An 18,140-nucleotide genomic window follows, 5' to 3' on the forward strand; every position below is an offset into this window, starting at 1 on the left:
TCAACTGCGCTCCCGCTGCTTCAAGGCCGTTGCGATCCGTTCGAGCGTCTCGCGCATGGCCTTTTGCTCCTCGGATTGCTGCTCGACCCAATCGCGCATCAATTGCTGTTCCTGGCGCATGTTTTTCACAAGGCCGGAAATGCCCTCGGCGAGATTGGCCATGGCCGTTGCGACGCGCTGGTTCGAGCCGCCGGTTTCCTGGAGATGGTGCAGACGGTCTGTCAGCACCTTGAGGTCGTCCGAATTGCCCGCCGGCCCCGCGACCGCCGCCACGTCGTAGGACAGGTCGGCGACGGTCGCCAGCCAGTTCTCCAACTCGGTGTAGAAGCGGTTCTGTGCGCGGCCCGCCTGAAGGTCGAGGAAGCCGAGGACGAGCGATCCCGAAAGACCGAAGAGCGAGGACGAGAACGCGGTGCCCATGCCGGAGAGCGGCGCGGAAAGCCCCGTCTTGAGCGCATCGAGCACCGAAGCGGCGTCACCGGTTCCGGGGTCGAGCGACTGGATGGTCGAGCCGATGGCGCCGATCGTGCCGAGCAGGCCCCAGAACGTGCCGAGCAGGCCGAGAAATACCAGCAGGCCGATCAGGTAGCGCGAGATGTCGCGGCTTTCGTCGAGGCGGTTGGCGATGGAATCGAGCATGGTGCGCATCGAGCTTGCCGAAAAGCCGTTCGAGCTTGCGCGGCCAAGCAGCGCCTTCATGGGCGCCAGCAGGATCGGCTCGGACGCATCCTCGCCGTGCCTGAAAGAATTGACCCAGCGAACCTCGCGGAACAGACGGAAGATCTGCCCGAAAGCCAGCAATATGCCGACGACGAGGACACCCAGAATCAAGCCGTTCAGGCCCGGATTGGTCGAGAAGGCGGTCTGAATCTGGCGGGTGAGGATGATTGCTATGAACGCGACGATCGCCAGAAAGACGATCATCGAGAGCAGGAACACCCGCGGACTGGTGAGCTTGTGGGGATCGTGATTGCGTGCATCGCCGAATCCGAGAGCGTTCAATAAAGCCATAGGCCGGTCCATCCGAATCCTAGAAGAGCCTCAGAAACACTATCCGAAAGTAGAAGGCAATTGAAAGGCTTTGCTTATGTACGCTTCTTCGAATTGTTTCAGGATGGTTGATAGGGCAGGCGCACGGTCTTGAGCAGGGCGCGGTGAATCATCTCGTTTCCGGCGCAAATGCCGCCCGTTTCCAGCATGGATTGGCCGCCTTCGAGGTCGGAAACGAAGCCGCCCGCCTCCTTTACAAGCAGGATTCCGGCTCCGAGATCCCAGGGCGACATGCCGGATTCCCAGAAGCCATCCATGCGGCCCGCCGCCACATAGGCAAGGTCGATCGCAATGGAGCCGAACCGGCGTATCCCCGAAACCTCGGCCATCACATTGCGCAGTTCCACCAGATATTTGCCGTGATTCGCCCGCCCGAGATGGGGAATACCCGTGCCGATGACGGTATCGGAGAGGTTCCGGCGCGCCGCGACCCGCAGACGCCGGTCGTTCATGAACGCGCCGCCGCCGCGCTCGGCGGTGAAAAGCTCGTCCATTGCGGGATTGTACACGACGCCGGCAACAAGCTGTCCCTGTCGTTCGAGTGCAATCGAAATCGAGAATATCGGGATGCCGTGCAGGAAATTTGTCGTGCCATCGAGCGGATCGACCAGCCAGCGGTGCTGGCCGTCATCACCCTCGACCGCGCCGCGCTCCTCCATCAGGAACCCGTAGCCGGGGCGCGCCTTGCTCAGTTCCTGATATATGATCTCCTCGGCCTTGCGATCGGCCTGGCTTACATAGTCGCCCGGACCCTTGAGCGAAACCTGCAGATTCTGCACTTCGCCGAAGTCGCGCGCCAGCGACCGGCCTGCCTTCATGGCGGCCTGCACCATCACATTGAGAAGCGCCGAACGGGCCATGTCGAAACCTTTCTGCTGCGCGATCCGCTCAGTCGGCGCGGCGCAGGTAGGTGATTTCGTTGGTGTCCACGACGATGCGTTCGCCGGATGCGATGAAAGGCGGCACCAGCACGCGGATGCCGTTCTCAAGCACGGCGGGCTTGTAGGACGACGCGGCCGTCTGGCCCTTCACCACAGGATCGGCCTCTGTAATCGTCAGGGTCACCTGGTCGGGCAGCGAAATGCCGATGGGCTTTTCCTCGTAAAGCTCGACCGTCACCATCATGCCGTCCTGGAGGAAGGCCGCGCGGTCACCGACGAAATCCTTCTGGAGTTCGAGCTGCTCGTAGGATTCAGTATCCATGAAGACCAGCGAGTCGCCCTGCTCATAGAGGAAGGAGAAATCCTTCTGTTCGAGGCGCACGCGCTCGACCGTTTCGGCAGAGCGGAAACGTTCGTTGAGCTTTGTGCCGTTGATCAGGTTCTTGAGTTCCACCTGATTGTAGGCGCCGCCCTTGCCGGGCTTCACATGGTTGGTCTTTACCGCGACCCACAAGCCGCCATCATGTTCGATGACATTGCCGGGACGGATTTCGTTGCCGTTGATCTTGGCCATCTGTCTTGCTTTCGGAAAGAAATTCGCGGCGCGGTCGCGCCTTTGGCGCGCCTAAGACCACAAATTATCAATTGTGGCAAGGCGCAACGCGTTTTCCGTCAGCGCAGCCTGTTGGCCCGTTCCAGTGCCTTTTTCAGCTCGTCGTCGGTCAGACCGGCCAGAAAATCGTTCATTTCGTAATCGGTCAGCCCACCGCGGCGGGCCAGAAAGTACCACGCGGCGGCGTCGATGGTGTTCGGCTCGGTGCCGATACCTTCCATATAGAGCTTGGCGACGCGGTTCATCGCCGCGATATTGCCGCCGTCGGCGGCTCGCTTCAGCCAGCGGAAGCCTTTTTCGGCGTCGCGGTCGCCGCCACGGCCTTCGACCAGCCAGGAGCCGAGGTCGATTTCGGCGGTGTCGTAGCCCTGCTTGGCTGCAAGCGCCAGCCAGCGCCTTGCTTCCTTGTCATCGCGCGCGACGCCGCCCGCGCCATTTGCGTAGATCTGGGACATTGCATATTGCGCATCCGGAACGCCGGCTTCCGCCGCTGCGCGATAATAGGGTACGGACTTCCTGACGCCTTCGGGGCCGCCATCATTGGTGATCTGGAGCTGGGCGAGATTGAACTGCGCCAGCGGGTTGCCTTTATCCGCCGCCGCCTTCAGCATTTTTTCCGCCTTCTGGACGTCCTTCGGCACGGTGTTGCCGTCGAGCAGCATCAATCCGTACTGGAATTGCGCCTCGGCAATATTGTTCTCGGCGGCCTTCTCATACCATTTGGCGGCAAGTTTCATGTCGGCCGGGACGCCGAGCCCGCGCGACACGATCTCGGCCAGCAGCGCCTGCGCCGGCCCGTCGCCCTTCTCGGCGCGCGGAAGCGCGAGATTGTAGGCGGTTTTGTAAAGGCCGCGCTGGAATGCACCATAGGCTTCGTCGGGGTTCCGCTGGCCGAAGCGTGACGGGTTGATCGAGCCCTCCGAATTGTCGTCCGCCTTGGGCGTGATCCCCTTGGATTTGAGGATGGTGACCGGCGGCTTTCCGATGGCGTCCTTCGGCTCGATTGCGTCGCCGAAGCGGGACGGATCCACCGGTGCGGGATCGTCCTGTGCCGCCGCGAGGCCGGGCAGCAGGCTCGCCAGCAAGGCTGCCGCAAGCTGCCGCCGCATCAGGCCGCCCCCCGGAGCGCCGAGGCGTGGTCGTCGAGCAGCGTGTTGATCGCGGCGACGGCGGCAGCCGGGTCCGGGGCGGAGAATACGGCCTTCGACAGCGCGACGAATTCCGCGCCGGTCCGGGCAACCGCGCGAGCGCTTTCGATCTCCGATCCCCCCATGACGATGCAGGGAATCTCGATCATTTCGGCCCACCATGTGCCGAGCGCCAGATTGCGTGGATGCGAATCTGGTTTCGTATCGTAGCCGAAGCGCCCGAAGAACATGTAGTCGGGCCGCGCCTCGCCCAGGCTCAGCGCGTCGTCGCGTGTTTTTGCGCCGCCCGCGCCGACAGCCATCTTGTCCTGGAGGCGGTCGATTGCGTCGTTGAGCGCCTCGCGCCCGCCCTCCATGTGCACACCGTCAGCGCCGATGCGCGCCGCGATGCGCGTGTCGCCGCTGAGAATGACAGCTGCGCCTGCGGCCTGCGCGACGGGTGCGATCGCCGCCGCATGCCGCTGAAAGGACGCGTCGTCCATGCCGTAGTCCGGCAGGATCAGCGAGGCCACGTCGCCGCCTTTCAGCGCCGTCTCGACCAGATTCAGCAGCGAGGCGGTGTCCACGCCTTCGGGCGCGATCAGCACCAGCCTGCAACGGTTCGGGGTCGGGTTCTCGGTCATGGCATTCGCTTTTGCATTTGCAGCGGGATATTGGTTGGAATGCGGCATAGGTCAACCGCCGCCAATTGAACAGGGCTTCCATACATCGTTTGTCCTGATGACGGATTGGCACCGCTTCGATATGGAGAGTTCAGCCTGAGGAGCTGCGAAATGTCCAATCCCTACGATCTGCATCTCGACAAGAATGCCGCCAACTATCAGCAATTAACGCCCATTTCCTATCTGGAGCGCGCCGCTCGCACCTTTCCGGATCATGCGGCCATCATCCACGGTGACAGCAGCACCAGCTATGCCGCCTTCTGGACGCGTTCGCTGCGGCTGGCTTCGGCGCTTGCAAAGCTTGGCATCGGCAAGGGCGACACCGTTTCCGTGATGCTGTCGAACACGCCGCCCATGCTTGAGGCGCATTTCGGGGTGCCGATGGTCAAGGCCGTCCTGCATTGCCTCAATACAAGACTCGATGCGGCGATACTCGCCTTCCAGCTCGATCACGCGGATTCGAAAGTCGTCATCGTGGACCGCGAATTTTCGCCGGTGATGCACCAGGCGCTGGCCATGGCGGAGGTCAGCCCGCTGGTGATCGATTTCGACGATCCGGAATACCCGGCGGATGCGCCCTATCCCAAGGGCGAGCGCATCGGCACGCTCGACTATGAGGAATTGCTGGCCACGGGCGACCCTGACTTCGCCTGGTCGATGCCGGACGACGAATGGGATGCGATCTCGCTCAACTACACGTCGGGCACGACCGGCAACCCAAAGGGCGTCGTCTATCACAATCGCGGCGCTGCCCTGATGGCCTATACGAACACCATCCATGCGCAGATGTCGAAGCACTGCGTCTATCTTTGGACGCTTCCGATGTTCCACTGCAACGGCTGGTGCTTTCCGTGGACGCTCGCGGTTCAGGCGGGTACGCATGTCTGCCTGCGCTGGGTGCGGGCCAAGGCGATGTATGACGCTATCGCCGACCATGGCGTGACCCATCTGTGCGGTGCGCCCATCGTCATGTCCACGCTGCTGAATGCAGCCGAGGAGGACAAGCGCGAATTTCCGCAGACCGTGAGCTTCAACACCGCCGCCGCTCCTCCGCCCGAGGCGGTGCTGGCGGGCATGGCCGATGCCGGCTTTGCGGTGACGCATCTCTACGGCCTGACGGAGACCTACGGCCCGGCTGTGGTGAACGAGTGGCATTCCGAATGGGATGCGCTGGACCGGACGGAGCGCACCGCGAAGAAAGCCCGGCAGGGCGTGCGCTATGCGGCGCTGGAGGATCTGACCGTCAGGGACCCGCAAACGATGGAGGAGACGCCGTCGGACGGGCAGACCATCGGCGAGGTGATGTTCCGGGGCAATATCGTCATGAAGGGCTACCTCAAGAACCCGAAGGCGACGGACGAGGCCTTCTTCGGCGGATGGTTCCATTCCGGCGACCTCGGCGTCATGCATCCGGACGGCTATATCCAGCTCAAGGACCGCTCCAAGGACATCATCATCTCGGGCGGCGAGAACATTTCGTCCATCGAGGTCGAGGATGCGCTCTACAAGCATCCCGCCGTGGCGTCGTGCGGGGTCGTCGCACGGCAGGACGACAGATGGGGCGAGGTTCCCATCGCCTATGTTGAGCTGAAACCGGGACGAACAGCCACGGAAGCCGAGATCATCGAGCATTGCAGGACGCTGCTGGCACGCTTCAAGTGCCCGAAGGCGATCATTTTCGCGGAAATCCCCAAGACTTCGACCGGAAAGATCCAGAAGTTCAGGTTGCGCGAGATGGCGCGCGAGGCCTGAATTCCCGTCGATTTTGAATTGAATGCAAGCGAAGTGCAACGAGTTGGCACAGTCCGCTTAAAGATTCTTTGACTCTTTAAGCTTTCATTAAGCTTCTGCTGTGCATAGTGGGGGCATCCAGTGATCTGGATTCTTACCTGGTGGTTTGGACCACTTTGTTTGACGCCTCCCTGTTAGACTCCTGAGAGCCGCCCCTCCCGCGGCTCTTTTTTTGGGCCGACTTCGCGTTAACCCTTTGTTAGCTAGAAATTTAGTCAACTCAATATGTTATGGGGGTTGCGTCTTGATCCTTTAGGTCATCAGGCGTGTAACTCATTGATTTTATATAAGAAATCGCGCGCCTCAATAGACGAGGGGAACTCCCGCCCGTCGCCGCTCTAATCGCTATGCAATTGGATTTGTCAGAGTTGCATTTTGCCGCCCTGCACACCTTGCTTTAAGTGCTGGCGCCAAATCGCGGGGCTTGCCCCACTCCACCGTGAAAATGCCTGAGTAAACGTGGAATGACTGGCGAAGGCCAAGGCGGCACTTATTTCGCCCAGGCCAACATCGGTGAGATCAAGGAGTTCGCGGGCGGCGGCATAGCGAACGTCATCTCTAATTCTCTCAAAGGTGGTCCCCTCAGCCGCAAGGCGACGCCGAAGTGTGCGAGAAGGCATCCCAAGCAGCCTTGCAATTCCTTCCATTGAAGGGTCTCCCATCAAAAGTTGCGGTCGGATGAGATGTTTGACCCTTGCAGACAATTTGTTTGTCGTCCTTCCGAGTGCTGCATTGATCTCGCAAAGAATGTGTTGCCGGCGCAGAGGATCTGCGTCAGGTCGGGGTTCATCTATCCTTTCGCCTGGTATCACGAGGCAGAACTGGTCCTGATTAAATCTCAGCGGTGCATTCAGGATTCGTTGATACGGGATAATATTGACCGGGGCATCGTAGTGAAAGCAGATCTCTATGGGAGACACGCGACCGCCCGTCAAATCTTGCAGCATATTGCAACCAACTGCAGCGCAGAGGTCGTAGAGCTGACGACTACCATATGAGGCGCGGTCGTATACTCCATATCCAAAAGCAAAATCGCTCCCGTGGCGATGGAGGTACACCGCCGCGCCGCTAGCGTAACCAAGCTGCCATGCCTCAAAATCCTGAAGCGCAATACGCAAAGAAGGTGCTTCGTTGGCCAGCCTTTGAATTATACCATGCGATTTCCAAGCATAGCGCGAACCGAGAAGTAAGCCGAAGTGCTCACAACCGGTGCGTTGCACGCACAATTCCAGAAAGAGAAGGCAAGCTTCGAACGGCACTCGCGAATCCGGCGATAGATATTCGAGGTCAATTCCCACGCGCTCGCCGATGTCCTTACCGTTCACCCCGAATTCTTTGAGAAGGTCGCAAGCCTGCGAAAGAGGACCGGCCCGCTGATATGCAGCATCGAAGGATTTTTCCACGTTCGATGTCCCCTAAACTAAAGCAGCGATTTATCAGATGAGTTAACGTTGCGTAAAGCGAAGGCTCATCGCAGCACCAACTTTGTGTTGTCGCGATGCCATTCGTGATGGCCGCGAAATTCAATTCGCCGGAACTCCAGTGCAGCGGATACCTGCAACGCTGGGCGACCGCGCGAGGAAACGCCGGGGAGGGTTCAAATGAAATTCAAATATTCGCTGTCGCTTGGTACCATTCTAACCGCCATTGGTATCGCCACGAGTTTCGCTGCCGCGCAAGAGACCACCGGAAGTCCCGGCTCGCCGAGTGCGACGACAACAATCGACGGCAAGCAGTTGCCGGCGCCCGATCCCGAATTTGGCGGCGCAATCAAGGACGACGCGCTTCAGTCACAACCGTGGTGGGCGCCGCGGATCGTGCCGCCCAGAGCAGCACCCAACATCCTTCTGGTAATAACCGACGACGCGGGATTCGGTGTTCCAAGTACTTTCGGTGGTGTTATCCCGACACCAACAATGGACCGGATTGCAGAAGAGGGGCTGCGCTACAATAATATTCATTCTACGGCGCTGTGTTCGCCCACTCGCGCTGCGCTGATCACCGGCCGCAACCACCATTCTGTCGGTTTCGGTGTGATTTCGGAGCAATCCACAGGGTTCCCGGGTTACAACAGCATTATTCCCAAGGATAAGGCGACCGTCGGGCGGATCCTGCTCGACAACGGCTATGCGACTTCCTGGTTCGGCAAGGATCATAATACGCCGGCGTTTGCCGCCAGTTCTGTTGGACCCTTCGACAAATGGCCCACAGGGATGGGTTTTGAGTATTTCTACGGGTTCGTCGGGGGTGACGCCAATCAATGGCAGCCGAACCTGTTTCGCAATACGACGCAGATCTATCCCTTTGAGGGCAAGCCGGATTGGAACCTGGTCACCGGCATGGCGGATGACGCGATAGACTACCTCAGCAGGCTCAACCAGACTCAGCCGGATAAGCCGTTCTTCATCAAATATGCACCCGGCGCGACCCATGCGCCGCATCATCCGACAAAGGAATGGGTCGAAAAAATCAGCGCGATGCATCTGTTCGACGAGGGCTGGAACAAGTTGCGCGACCAGATATTCGAGAACCAGAAAAAGCTGGGCGTCATTCCGCAAAATACCCAGATGGAGCCCTGGCCGACGGAAATCCTTCCAAACTGGGACGACCTCAAGCCTGACGAGAAGAAACTGTTCATCAGGCAGGCGGACGTGTTCGCTGCCTACGCAGCGTATAATGATCACGAGATCGGTCGCGTCGTGCAAACGATCGAGGACATGGGGAAGCTCGACAACACGCTGATTTTTTACATCAATGGCGACAACGGCACGAGCGCGGAAGGCGGGCCTTTCGGAACGCCAAACGAGGTCGCATTCTTCAACGGGATCAACAAGATGCCCGTTGATGTGCAGATGAAGTGGTATGACGTATGGGGCACCGAACAGACTTACAACCACATGTCTGCCGGCTGGTCCTGGGCGTTCGACACCCCGTTCACCTGGTTCAAGCAGAACGGGTCGAAGCTGGGTGGCATTCGCCAGAGCATGGCTGTGTCGTGGCCGGATCGCATCAAGGACAAAGGCGGTTTGCGTGAACAGTTCATGCATGTCATCGACGTTGTGCCAACGATCCTCGAAGCGACCGGAATTCCGGCGCCTGAAACTGTCGACGGTATCAAGCAAGCACCGATGGAAGGCACAAGCTTTGCTTACACGTTTGATGCTGCCAACGCCAAGGCGCCGACGCGGCATAAGATCCAGTATTTCGAGATGATGGGCCAGTGGGCACTCTATGACGATGGTTGGCTGCTCAGCACCAAGGTTAACCGAGCACCTTGGGAGGCTTTTGGAGCCGCTAACCCGGATCCGCTCAACAACCAGGTGCTGGAATTGTATGACCTGAACACCGATTTCAGCCAGTCCCACAACATTGCAGAGCAGCATCCTGACAAGGTGAAAGAGTTGAAAGAGGTCTTCATTGCGGAAGCGAAGAAATACGAAGTCTTCCCGATGGATGCCTCGGTGGCCGCGCGTATAGTGGCGCCCCGCCCGAACATTACGGCTGGGCGCACCGAATTCACCTATACCAAACCGATGGTCGGCCTGCCCCAGGGCGACTCGCCATCCATCCTCAACAGCTCATATACGATAACCGCCGATATCGATGTGCCCAGCGGCGGCGCGGAAGGCATGTTACTGACGTCGGGCGGGCGCTTTGGAGGATACGGCTTCTATCTGCTCGCCGGAAAGCCGGCGTTTCTGTGGAACCTCGTCGATCTCAAACGGGTAAAATGGGAAGGTCCCGACGCATTGGAGCCCGGCAATCATATCATCGAGTTCGATTTCAAGTATGACGGGCTCGGCGTGGGAACGCTGGCGTACAACAATATGAGCGGTCTGGGTCAGCCGGGCGTAGGGACGTTGAAAGTCGACGGCAAGGTGGTGTCTACGCAAAAGCTCGAGCACACCCTTCCGATGATCCTGCAGTGGGACGAAAGCTTCGACGTCGGCTCTGACACGCTTACGGGCGTCAACGATGCCGACTATAAGCCGCCGTTTGAACTCACCGCGAAGCTGAACAAGTTGACCCTTAAGGTCGACCGCCCTCAGATGACCGAAAAGGATATCAAGAATCTCGAAAACACGCAGGCTACAGCGGTTGATGGGAATCCGATTCATCACATGCAGGCTGGCCCGCAATAGTCCGCAGGCGCCCGGCACAGCATTGTCGCTTGTCGGTCTAAAAAACGATTGAGTTCGGCACGATCAAAGGTGAGGCGGCATTATGCGTCCGGGAAAGCATGCTCGTCGCACATTTGAACTCGACCGAAAATAAGCCGGTTTGCGTAAAGCAGTTGTCCGAGCTTTGGGAGAATGCCGAAACTGTCGAAATGCGTGACAAAGAAATCTCATGTGCTGAAAAGGCGCTTGAGACGTTTGGCCTGATCGGATGTCATAGAGGAACGGAAAAACTCGATCCAATCTCTATGACTGGGGGTTCATTGAGCGCTTTGTGTCGTTTGTTGATTGGGATGCCAAGACTACCCGACCCGATTGAGATAGCGTCTAAAATGCGTTCAAGTCGCTGAAAATCTTCGAAATTATTCCTAGTTGGAATTTCGATGGTCGCGATCAATGAAATCAAAGAGATCACGTTAACCCTTTATTAAACATAAACTTGCCAACCGGTGATCTCCGGCGCATCTTCGCGTCCACCCGCTTGATCGCAAGAGAGGCGCGGAGAAGAACGTTGGCAGGCGAAAAAATGAAAAAACAAACGGCAGGGGCGCCGGTATGACTGAGGTTTCGAAGGAAGCCGCAAACACCGTCCGATTGGCGGAACGAAGGGTTTATTCGGATTCCTTCAAGCCACTTTACAGCGAGGGCATGGCTCTGGTCGAACGGACAGCGGAATATCTGGACGGCAGGGGCCGTGCAGCCGCGAAGGGCCTGTCGCGACCGGCGGCGACGCTTTACGCAGCCGAATCGATGCGGCTGACCACCCGGCTCATGCAGGTGGCCTCGTGGCTCTTGCTCCAGCGCGCGCTCAATTCAGGTGAGATGACGCGCGATCAGGTCGCTTCCGAGAAGGTCAAGGTGCGGCTGGACACGCCTTCGGCACATCGGGACACGCCCGGATGGGTCGAATTGCCCGATGAATTCCGCGAACTGGTTGACCTGTCGCTGCGGCTCCAGGCGCGGGTGCGCCGCATGGACGAGGAGCTTTACGGGCAGCCGGGCGACGCAGCGGCCAATCGCCGGGGCAATCCGGTCTCGGACCAGATTCTGCTGCTCAAGACCGCATTCGGCCGGAGCTGATTTCCCCAGAACGTTTCTGCTTTGTTCACATTTCGCTGGCATGGGATGGTCCAAAAGGGATAATTCAGCCATGCAGGGTGCGATTCGAATCATCGGTATAGACCCCGGCCTGAGGCGCACCGGATGGGGCGTCATCGAGGCGGTCGGAAATTCGCTGCGGTTCGTCGCGGCGGGCACCGTCCGCTCGGACGAGAAGGCCGCACTGGCGTCGCGCCTGTGCCAGTTGCATGACGGGCTGGTGGAGGTGATGCGCCGCTACGCGCCTGAGGAAGCGGCGGTCGAAAACACTTTCGTCAACCGTGACGCCTCGGCGACGCTGAAACTCGGGCAGGCGCGCGGCGTCGCCATGCTGGTTCCGGCGCTGGGGGGGCTGGCGGTTGCCGAATATGCGCCGAATGCCGTCAAGAAGGCGGTGATCGGCGTCGGCAAGGGCGAAAAGGGGCAGATCGTCATGATGGTTAAGGTGCTGATGCCGAAGGCGACGTTCGACACCGAAGACGCCGCTGACGCACTGGCCATCGCGATCTGCCACGCGCATCATCGCCAGAGCGTTCAAGGCCGTCTGGCTACGGCCATGGCGGGGTAGGCAGGGGCGATGATCGGCAAGCTCAAGGGATTGGTGGATGAAATCGAGGACGACCATTGCACGATAGATGTGCAGGGCGTCGGCTATGTCGCCTATTGTTCGACGCGCACCCTGTCCGCGCTTCCGGGGCCGGGTGAGGCCGTGACGCTCTTCATCGACACCTATGTGCGCGAGGACATGATCCGTCTGTACGGCTTCCAGTCGGCGTTAGAGCGGGAATGGTTCCGCCTGCTCATGAACAATGTGCAGGGGGTGGGCGCGAAAGTCGCGCTTGCGGTGCTTTCCACGCTTTCGCCGGCCGACCTCGCCAATGCGATTGCGCTGCGCGACATTGCAATGGTGAGCCGCGCGCCGGGCATCGGCAAGAAGGTGGCCGAGCGCATCGTCACCGAATTGAAGGCCAAGGCTCCAGCCTATGCGGGCGAGGCGGGTGGCACGATCGGGCTGAAACAGGCATTGGGAGACGGCGTTGCGCCATCGCCGGTCGTGGACGCCGTGTCGGCGCTGGCAAATCTCGGCTATTCGCGCGACATCGCCGCCAATGCTGTGGCGGCGGCGCTGAAGGCGGCGGGCGAGGGCGCGGATTCCGCGAAGCTCATCCGGCTCGGGCTGAAGGAACTGGCGCGTTGATCCCCGCCTTGTTCGTGGCGAAAGCTCGTGCGAGGAAGCCGGTATGAGCACTGCCCCACGCCTGATCTCCTCAGAACGGCGCGGCGAGGATGTCGACCAGACGCTTCGCCCCCAGACGCTCGACGAGTTCGTCGGGCAGGCGGCGGCGCGCGCCAACCTCAAAGTGTTCGTGGAGGCGGCGAAGGGGCGCGGCGAGGCTCTGGACCATGTGCTGTTCGTGGGACCGCCCGGCCTCGGCAAGACGACGCTCGCGCAGATCATGGCCCGCGAGATGGGCGTCAATTTCCGCTCGACCTCGGGGCCGGTGATCGCCAAGGCGGGTGATCTGGCGGCGCTGTTGACCAATCTCGAAGAGCGCGACGTGCTATTCATCGACGAGATCCACCGGCTGAGCCCGGCGGTGGAGGAAATCCTCTATCCGGCGATGGAAGATTACCAGCTCGACCTGATCATCGGGGAGGGGCCTGCGGCGCGCTCGGTGAAGATCGACCTCGCGAAATTCACGCTCGTCGCCGCGACGACGCGTCTTGGTCTCATCACCAACCCGCTGCGCGACCGCTTCGGAATTCCGGTGCGGCTGAACTTCTATACGGTGGAGGAGCTTGAATTGATTGTGCGGCGCGGCGCGCGAATTCTCGGAATGCCGATCGCCGACGACGGCGCGGTTGAAATCGCGCGGCGCGCGCGGGGAACGCCGCGCATTGCCGGTCGCCTGCTGCGTCGCGTTCGCGATTTTGCGAGCGTGGCGGGCGCGGATCGGGTGGACCGCCACATCGCCGACGAAGCCTTGTCGCGGCTCGAAGTCGACCAGTTGGGGCTGGATCAGCTTGACCGGCGATACCTCACCATGATCGCGTCGAATTTCGGCGGCGGGCCGGTGGGTATCGAGACCATCGCGGCGGGCCTGTCCGAGCCGCGCGACGCCATAGAGGATATTATCGAACCCTATCTGATCCAGCAGGGCTTCATCCAGCGAACACCGCGCGGGCGCGTCCTGACCGCCAACGCGTGGCGGCATCTTGGAATCGATCCGCCGAACGACCTCGCGCAGCAACAGATCAATCTCTTCCAGGAGGAATGATCTTGATGGGCGCGGAAGGAAGCAACCTTGCCCTGACTGGGGTGATCGAAAACGGCGTCCACCGGCTGGTGGCGCGCGTCTACTATGCGGACACCGACTTTTCAGGCGTCGTCTACCACGCGCGCTATCTGGAATTTCTCGAACGGGGCCGCTCGGATTTCCTGCGCCTTTCAGGCGTCCATCACACGGAATTGCACGACGGAAAGCACGGAGAGCGCATCGTGTGGGTGGTGCGGCGCATGGAGATCGATTTTCGCGTTCCCGCGCGCATCGACGATATCATCACCGTGGTAACGCATGTCGCGGAGCTTTCGGGCGCGCGCATCTTCATGGCGCAACGCCTGCTGCGCGGCGAAGATGTGCTTGTGGAGGCACGGGTCGAGGCCGCCATCATAGGGGAAACGGGACGTCCGCGCCGTTTTCCAAAGGAATGGGTCGCGGCGTTTTTGCCCGGCAGCCATTGACTTTTATAACCGATCATTAACCATAACAGCTCATTAAGAGAATGCTGAAAGGTTGCATGAATCCGACATGCCTTCCTTTCACCAAATTTCGCCGTGAAAAGGCCGCGAAACGCGCTTTCCAGGCAAGGCTGGCCGGATTTCGGCAGTGCGAGAGAAAGACTGTGTGGCGCCCACATTGCGGGCCCGTTTCTTTTAGGGACAAACATATGGAACAACTTCCTCTCGCGGCGACTGGCGCGGAATTGTCGGTCTGGAGCTTGTTCTGGCAAGCCGGCTGGGTGGTGAAGCTCGTCATGGTGGGTCTGCTCGGGGCCTCCGTGTGGACATGGGCCATCGTGTTCGACAAGATCTTCGCTTATGCGCGCATGCGCACCGCGCTTGATCGATTCGAGCAGATCTTCTGGTCGGGGCAATCGCTCGAGGAACTTTACCGGACCCTTGCCGACCGCAGCACGTCCGGCATGGGCGCAATCTTCGTCGCCGCCATGCGCGAGTGGAAAAAGTCCTTCGAAAAAGGCGCGAAATCACCCATCGGCCTCCAAACGCGCATCGACAAGGCCATGGACCTTGCGCTGACACGCGAGATGGAACAGCTCGAGAGCAGGCTGGGCTTCCTCGCGACCATCGGCTCTGCGGCGCCCTTCATCGGCCTGTTCGGCACGGTAGTTGGCATCATGACCTCGTTCCAGGCGATCGCGGGATCGAAATCGACAAACCTCGCGGTGGTCGCGCCCGGCATTGCCGAAGCGCTGCTCGCCACCGCGATCGGCCTGCTGGCGGCCATCCCCGCCGTCATCGCCTACAACAAGCTATCATCCGATGTCGGCAAGCTCGGCCTGCGCATGGAAGGCTTCGCCGACGAGTTCTCCGCCATACTGTCGCGCCAAATCGATGAAAAGGTTGCTCCAAGGGCGGCTGCCTGAGGCCAGGAGCGGATTGGAAAGACGATCATGGGAATGTCCGTAGGGGGTGCAGGTCGCGGCGGACGGGGTCATAGACGCCGTGGCCGTCATCACGGCCTGATGTCGGAGATCAACGTCACGCCGCTCGTGGACGTGATGCTGGTTCTGCTGATTATCTTCATGGTGGCCGCGCCGCTGCTGACCTCCACCGTGCCGATCGATCTGCCCAAGGCCAATGCGGCGACGACCGCGACGGAGACCAAGCCGCTGGAGGTCTCTGTCAACCGGGAGGGGGAAATCTGGATCGGCGACGAATCCTACCCGCTGGAGGAAGTGGCCTCGAAGCTCGCCGCCATTGCAAAGACGGGCTATGACGAGCGCATCCTGATACGGGGCGACCGCACGGCGGACTACGGCACGATCATGGGGGTGATGGCCGAGATCAGCTCCGCCGGTTACAAAAATATCGGCCTCGTCGGCCTTCCGCAGCAGGGTTCCTGAAGCGGGTCATGAGGGGCAGTCTCACAAGCTCGGTCGTGATGCACGCCGTGTTGCTCGGCCTGGGACTGGTGTCGCTGTCCTCACCGCGCTCCATGGATGCTTCGGTCGAGTCGATTTCGGTGGACATCGTGCCCATGGAACAGACGGCGCAGGTCCAGTTGGGCGACAAGAAGGCGCCCATGGCGGAAAAGCCTGCCCCGACGCCGACTGAACGGCCCCAGACCCTGCCCGACGCGCAGAAGATCGGCGATAACGAGGTCGACACCGACAAGCCTCCGGTGCCGGATGCAAAGCCCAAGCCGGTCGAATCGGCACAAGCGCCAAAGCCCCAGCCGAAGCCTGAGGAACCGGTCAAGAAGGAAGAGGTCCAGAAGACCGAGGAGCCGAAGCCGGTTCCTGCCACAGAGGTTGCGCAGGCCGAGCAGCCGAAGCAGGACGTCAGGCCCGATCCGGTGAAGCAGCCGGAACCGAAACCCGAACCGGAAAAGCAGGCGGAGCCGAAGCCCGCCGACCAGCCGGAGCAGAAAGTGGCCGACGCGCAGCCCGAGACCACGGATTCGATCGCCGAAACGATTGCCGATTCCCGGCCGGTCGAGGAAGCGGTGAAGCTGCCCGACAACGCGCCCGCGCCGGAATCCAAGCCGAAGCCGGCTGAAGCGCAGACCGCCAAGGCGCCGGACCGCAAGGCGTCCGAAGCGCCCGCCAAGGAAGCATCGTCGAAGCCCAAATCCGAAGACAGCGAGTTCAATGAGGATGAGGTCGCGGCACTCCTCAGCAAGGAAAAGACCGCGGGCGGCGGAGCGAAACGCTCCAGCCAGCAGGCGGCGCTCGGCGGCAAGCAGAATCAGGGCGCGAAACTCTCGCGTGGCGAGGAAGATGCGTTGAGGGATCAGCTCAGTGGTTGCTGGACGATACCCGCCGGGGCCGAGGGCGGGGACGGGCTGCGCGTCAAGGTAACATTCAACGTCGATGCCAGCGGCAAGCTCGACGGTCGTCCCCGGGTCGAGGAATCGAGCGGCAACCGGGCCTTCGACCAGAGCGCCGTGCGCGCCGTTCAAATCTGTGACCAGCAAGGGCTGCAACTGCCTGCGGGCAAGGCCGAGATCTGGTCCGAAATCGCTGTGAACTTCGACCCGAGCGACATGTTCTGATCGCCACGAGATTTATGAGGCACAAGGGAATGATGAAACTGTTGAAATCGCTTCTGGTGCTGTCGGCGCTCGCCGGCGCTCCCCTCGCGATGATGAACCCGGCGATGGCGCGGGTCGAAATCGACGTCAACAAGGGCGTCATCGAGCCTCTGCCGATCGCCGTCACCGACTTTCTCGGCGAAGGGCTCGGTGTCGAGATTTCGTCCATCGTCGCAGCCGACCTGAAGCGTTCCGGCCTGTTCGCGCCGATCGACAAGGCCGCCTTCGTGGAGAAAATTTCCAATCCGGACGCACAGCCGCGCTTCGAGGACTGGAAGGTCATCAATGCCCAGGCGCTCGTCACGGGCCGCGTCTCGACCGAGGCGGACGGGCGCATCCGCGCCGAATTCCGGCTGTGGGACACGTTCGGCGCGCAGCAACTGGTCGGCGAGCAGTTCTTTGCACCAATGGCCAACAAGCGCCGGGTCGCACACATCATTGCGGACGCCATCTACAAGGCGCTGACAGGCGAAGAAGGCTATTTCGACACGCGCGTGGTCTTCATCGACGAATCCGGCCCCAAGGACAAACGCCTCAAGCGCCTCGCGATCATGGACCAGGACGGCGCGAATGTGCGTTATTTGTCGAAGGGTTCGACCATTGCGCTGACGCCGCGTTTCTCGCCGACCCGGCAGGAAATCACCTACATGTCCTATGAGAGCGGCCAGCCGCAGGTCTATCTGTTGCAGATCGAGACCGGACAGCGCGAACTCGTCGGCAATTTTCCGGGCATGACGTTTGCGCCGCGCTTTTCGCCGGATGGCCAGAAGGTCATCATGAGCCTGTTGCGCGACGACGGCAATTCGAACATTTTCGCGATGGACTTGCGCAGCCGCAACACGACGCGGCTGACCAACACCAACGCAATCGACACCTCGCCCTCCTATTCGCCTGACGGTAGCAAGGTTGTTTTCACATCCGACCGGGGCGGGCAGCCGCAGATCTACGCGATGGGCGCGGACGGCTCGGGGCAGACCCGCATCTCGTTCGGAGGCGGCAGTTACTCCACGCCGGTGTGGTCGCCGCGCGGCGACCTGATCGCTTTCACCAAGCAGGTGGGCGGCGAATTTCAGATCGGCGTGATGAAGACTGATGGGTCGGGCGAGCGCATCCTTTCATCCGGCTTCGCGCAGGAAGGCCCGACCTGGGCACCCAACGGGCGGGTGCTGATGTACTTTGCGGAAGGGGCCGGATCGGGCGGTCCGAAGCTCAGGTCCATCGACCTGACCGGGCGCAACGAGCAACCGATCCCGTCGCCGAATTTTGCGTCCGACCCCGCCTGGTCGCCATTACTCGACTGAACCCGGCCTGTCGCCGTGGCAGCATTTTTTGAGACTTCGCCGCCTTTTGGCCCCATTCGGTTCGGAAGGCTCCGGGTCGAGG

General features: G+C 60.7%; 17 protein-coding genes. 11 read left to right on the forward strand and 6 right to left on the reverse strand.

Translation table 11 applies throughout. The features are described 5' to 3' along the window. The 5 genes from M9924_09825 to M9924_09845 all read right to left on the reverse strand — a co-directional run bounded on the left by M9924_09825 (position 1) and on the right by M9924_09845 (position 4,315). The gene (locus M9924_09825) at positions 1–1,011 is read right to left on the reverse strand and encodes a MotA/TolQ/ExbB proton channel family protein (GenBank protein ID MCO5064705.1); all 1,011 of its coding nucleotides are present in this window, start codon (positions 1,009–1,011) and stop codon (positions 1–3) included. 98 nt (positions 1,012–1,109) lie between these two features. Then, complete coding sequence (locus M9924_09830; GenBank protein ID MCO5064706.1) at positions 1,110–1,910, reverse strand: inositol monophosphatase; 801 nt, start codon at positions 1,908–1,910, stop codon at positions 1,110–1,112. A 28-nt stretch (positions 1,911–1,938) separates the two neighbouring features. Then, positions 1,939–2,505: an elongation factor P gene (gene efp, locus M9924_09835; GenBank protein MCO5064707.1), complete on the reverse strand. Its 567-nt coding sequence runs from the start codon at positions 2,503–2,505 to the stop codon at positions 1,939–1,941. A 98-nt stretch (positions 2,506–2,603) separates the two neighbouring features. Continuing rightward, the gene (locus M9924_09840) at positions 2,604–3,653 is read right to left on the reverse strand and encodes a sel1 repeat family protein (protein ID MCO5064708.1); all 1,050 of its coding nucleotides are present in this window, start codon (positions 3,651–3,653) and stop codon (positions 2,604–2,606) included. Continuing rightward, on the reverse strand, positions 3,653–4,315 hold the full coding sequence (locus tag M9924_09845; GenBank protein ID MCO5064709.1) for a thiamine phosphate synthase: 663 nt from the start codon (positions 4,313–4,315) through the stop codon (positions 3,653–3,655). The genes M9924_09840 and M9924_09845 overlap by 1 nt, the downstream gene beginning before the upstream one ends. A 150-nt stretch (positions 4,316–4,465) precedes the next feature. On the opposite strand from M9924_09845, the gene M9924_09850 reads away from it, so the two are divergent. Beyond that, positions 4,466–6,106 (forward strand): acyl-CoA synthetase, encoded by a 1,641-nt coding sequence (locus M9924_09850; protein MCO5064710.1) that lies wholly within the window; start codon positions 4,466–4,468, stop codon positions 6,104–6,106. Between the two features lie 401 nt (positions 6,107–6,507). Here the strand turns inward: M9924_09850 and M9924_09855 are convergent, their stop codons facing one another. Beyond that, a complete protein-coding gene (locus tag M9924_09855) occupies positions 6,508–7,548 on the reverse strand; it encodes an AraC family transcriptional regulator (GenBank protein MCO5064711.1) in 1,041 nt (346 codons plus the stop codon). 198 nt (positions 7,549–7,746) lie between these two features. On the opposite strand from M9924_09855, the gene M9924_09860 reads away from it, so the two are divergent. The 10 genes from M9924_09860 (at position 7,747) to tolB (ending at position 18,058) form a co-directional block, all read left to right on the forward strand. Further along, a complete protein-coding gene (locus tag M9924_09860) occupies positions 7,747–10,287 on the forward strand; it encodes a sulfatase-like hydrolase/transferase (protein MCO5064712.1) in 2,541 nt (846 codons plus the stop codon). A 591-nt stretch (positions 10,288–10,878) separates the two neighbouring features. Then, on the forward strand, positions 10,879–11,403 hold the full coding sequence (locus tag M9924_09865) for a DUF1465 family protein (protein ID MCO5064713.1): 525 nt from the start codon (positions 10,879–10,881) through the stop codon (positions 11,401–11,403). 70 nt (positions 11,404–11,473) lie between these two features. After that, on the forward strand, positions 11,474–11,989 hold the full coding sequence (gene ruvC, locus M9924_09870; protein ID MCO5064714.1) for a crossover junction endodeoxyribonuclease RuvC: 516 nt from the start codon (positions 11,474–11,476) through the stop codon (positions 11,987–11,989). 9 nt (positions 11,990–11,998) lie between these two features. Further along, the gene (gene ruvA / locus M9924_09875; GenBank protein ID MCO5064715.1) at positions 11,999–12,619 is read left to right on the forward strand and encodes a Holliday junction branch migration protein RuvA; all 621 of its coding nucleotides are present in this window, start codon (positions 11,999–12,001) and stop codon (positions 12,617–12,619) included. A gap of 43 nt (positions 12,620–12,662) precedes the next feature. Next, positions 12,663–13,700 carry a Holliday junction branch migration DNA helicase RuvB gene (ruvB, locus tag M9924_09880; protein ID MCO5064716.1) on the forward strand — a complete coding sequence of 346 codons (1,038 nt, stop codon included), beginning with the start codon at positions 12,663–12,665 and terminating at the stop codon, positions 13,698–13,700. 5 nt (positions 13,701–13,705) lie between these two features. Then, entirely contained in the window at positions 13,706–14,164 is a 459-nt protein-coding gene (gene ybgC / locus M9924_09885) for a tol-pal system-associated acyl-CoA thioesterase (protein ID MCO5064717.1), read from the forward strand. Between the two features lie 206 nt (positions 14,165–14,370). Next, positions 14,371–15,087, forward strand: coding sequence for a protein TolQ (gene tolQ, locus M9924_09890; GenBank protein ID MCO5064718.1), 717 nt, complete (start codon positions 14,371–14,373; stop codon positions 15,085–15,087). Between the two features lie 27 nt (positions 15,088–15,114). Beyond that, entirely contained in the window at positions 15,115–15,567 is a 453-nt protein-coding gene (gene tolR / locus M9924_09895) for a protein TolR (GenBank protein MCO5064719.1), read from the forward strand. 8 nt (positions 15,568–15,575) lie between these two features. After that, positions 15,576–16,718, forward strand: coding sequence for a cell envelope integrity protein TolA (tolA, locus tag M9924_09900; GenBank protein MCO5064720.1), 1,143 nt, complete (start codon positions 15,576–15,578; stop codon positions 16,716–16,718). Positions 16,719–16,807: 89 nt separating this feature from the next. Continuing rightward, positions 16,808–18,058, forward strand: coding sequence for a Tol-Pal system beta propeller repeat protein TolB (tolB, locus tag M9924_09905; protein MCO5064721.1), 1,251 nt, complete (start codon positions 16,808–16,810; stop codon positions 18,056–18,058). The last annotated feature ends 82 nt before the right edge of the window (positions 18,059–18,140 follow it).

The organism is Rhizobiaceae bacterium, assembly GCA_023953835.1.
Taxonomy (GTDB): Bacteria; Pseudomonadota; Alphaproteobacteria; order Rhizobiales; family Rhizobiaceae; genus Mesorhizobium_G.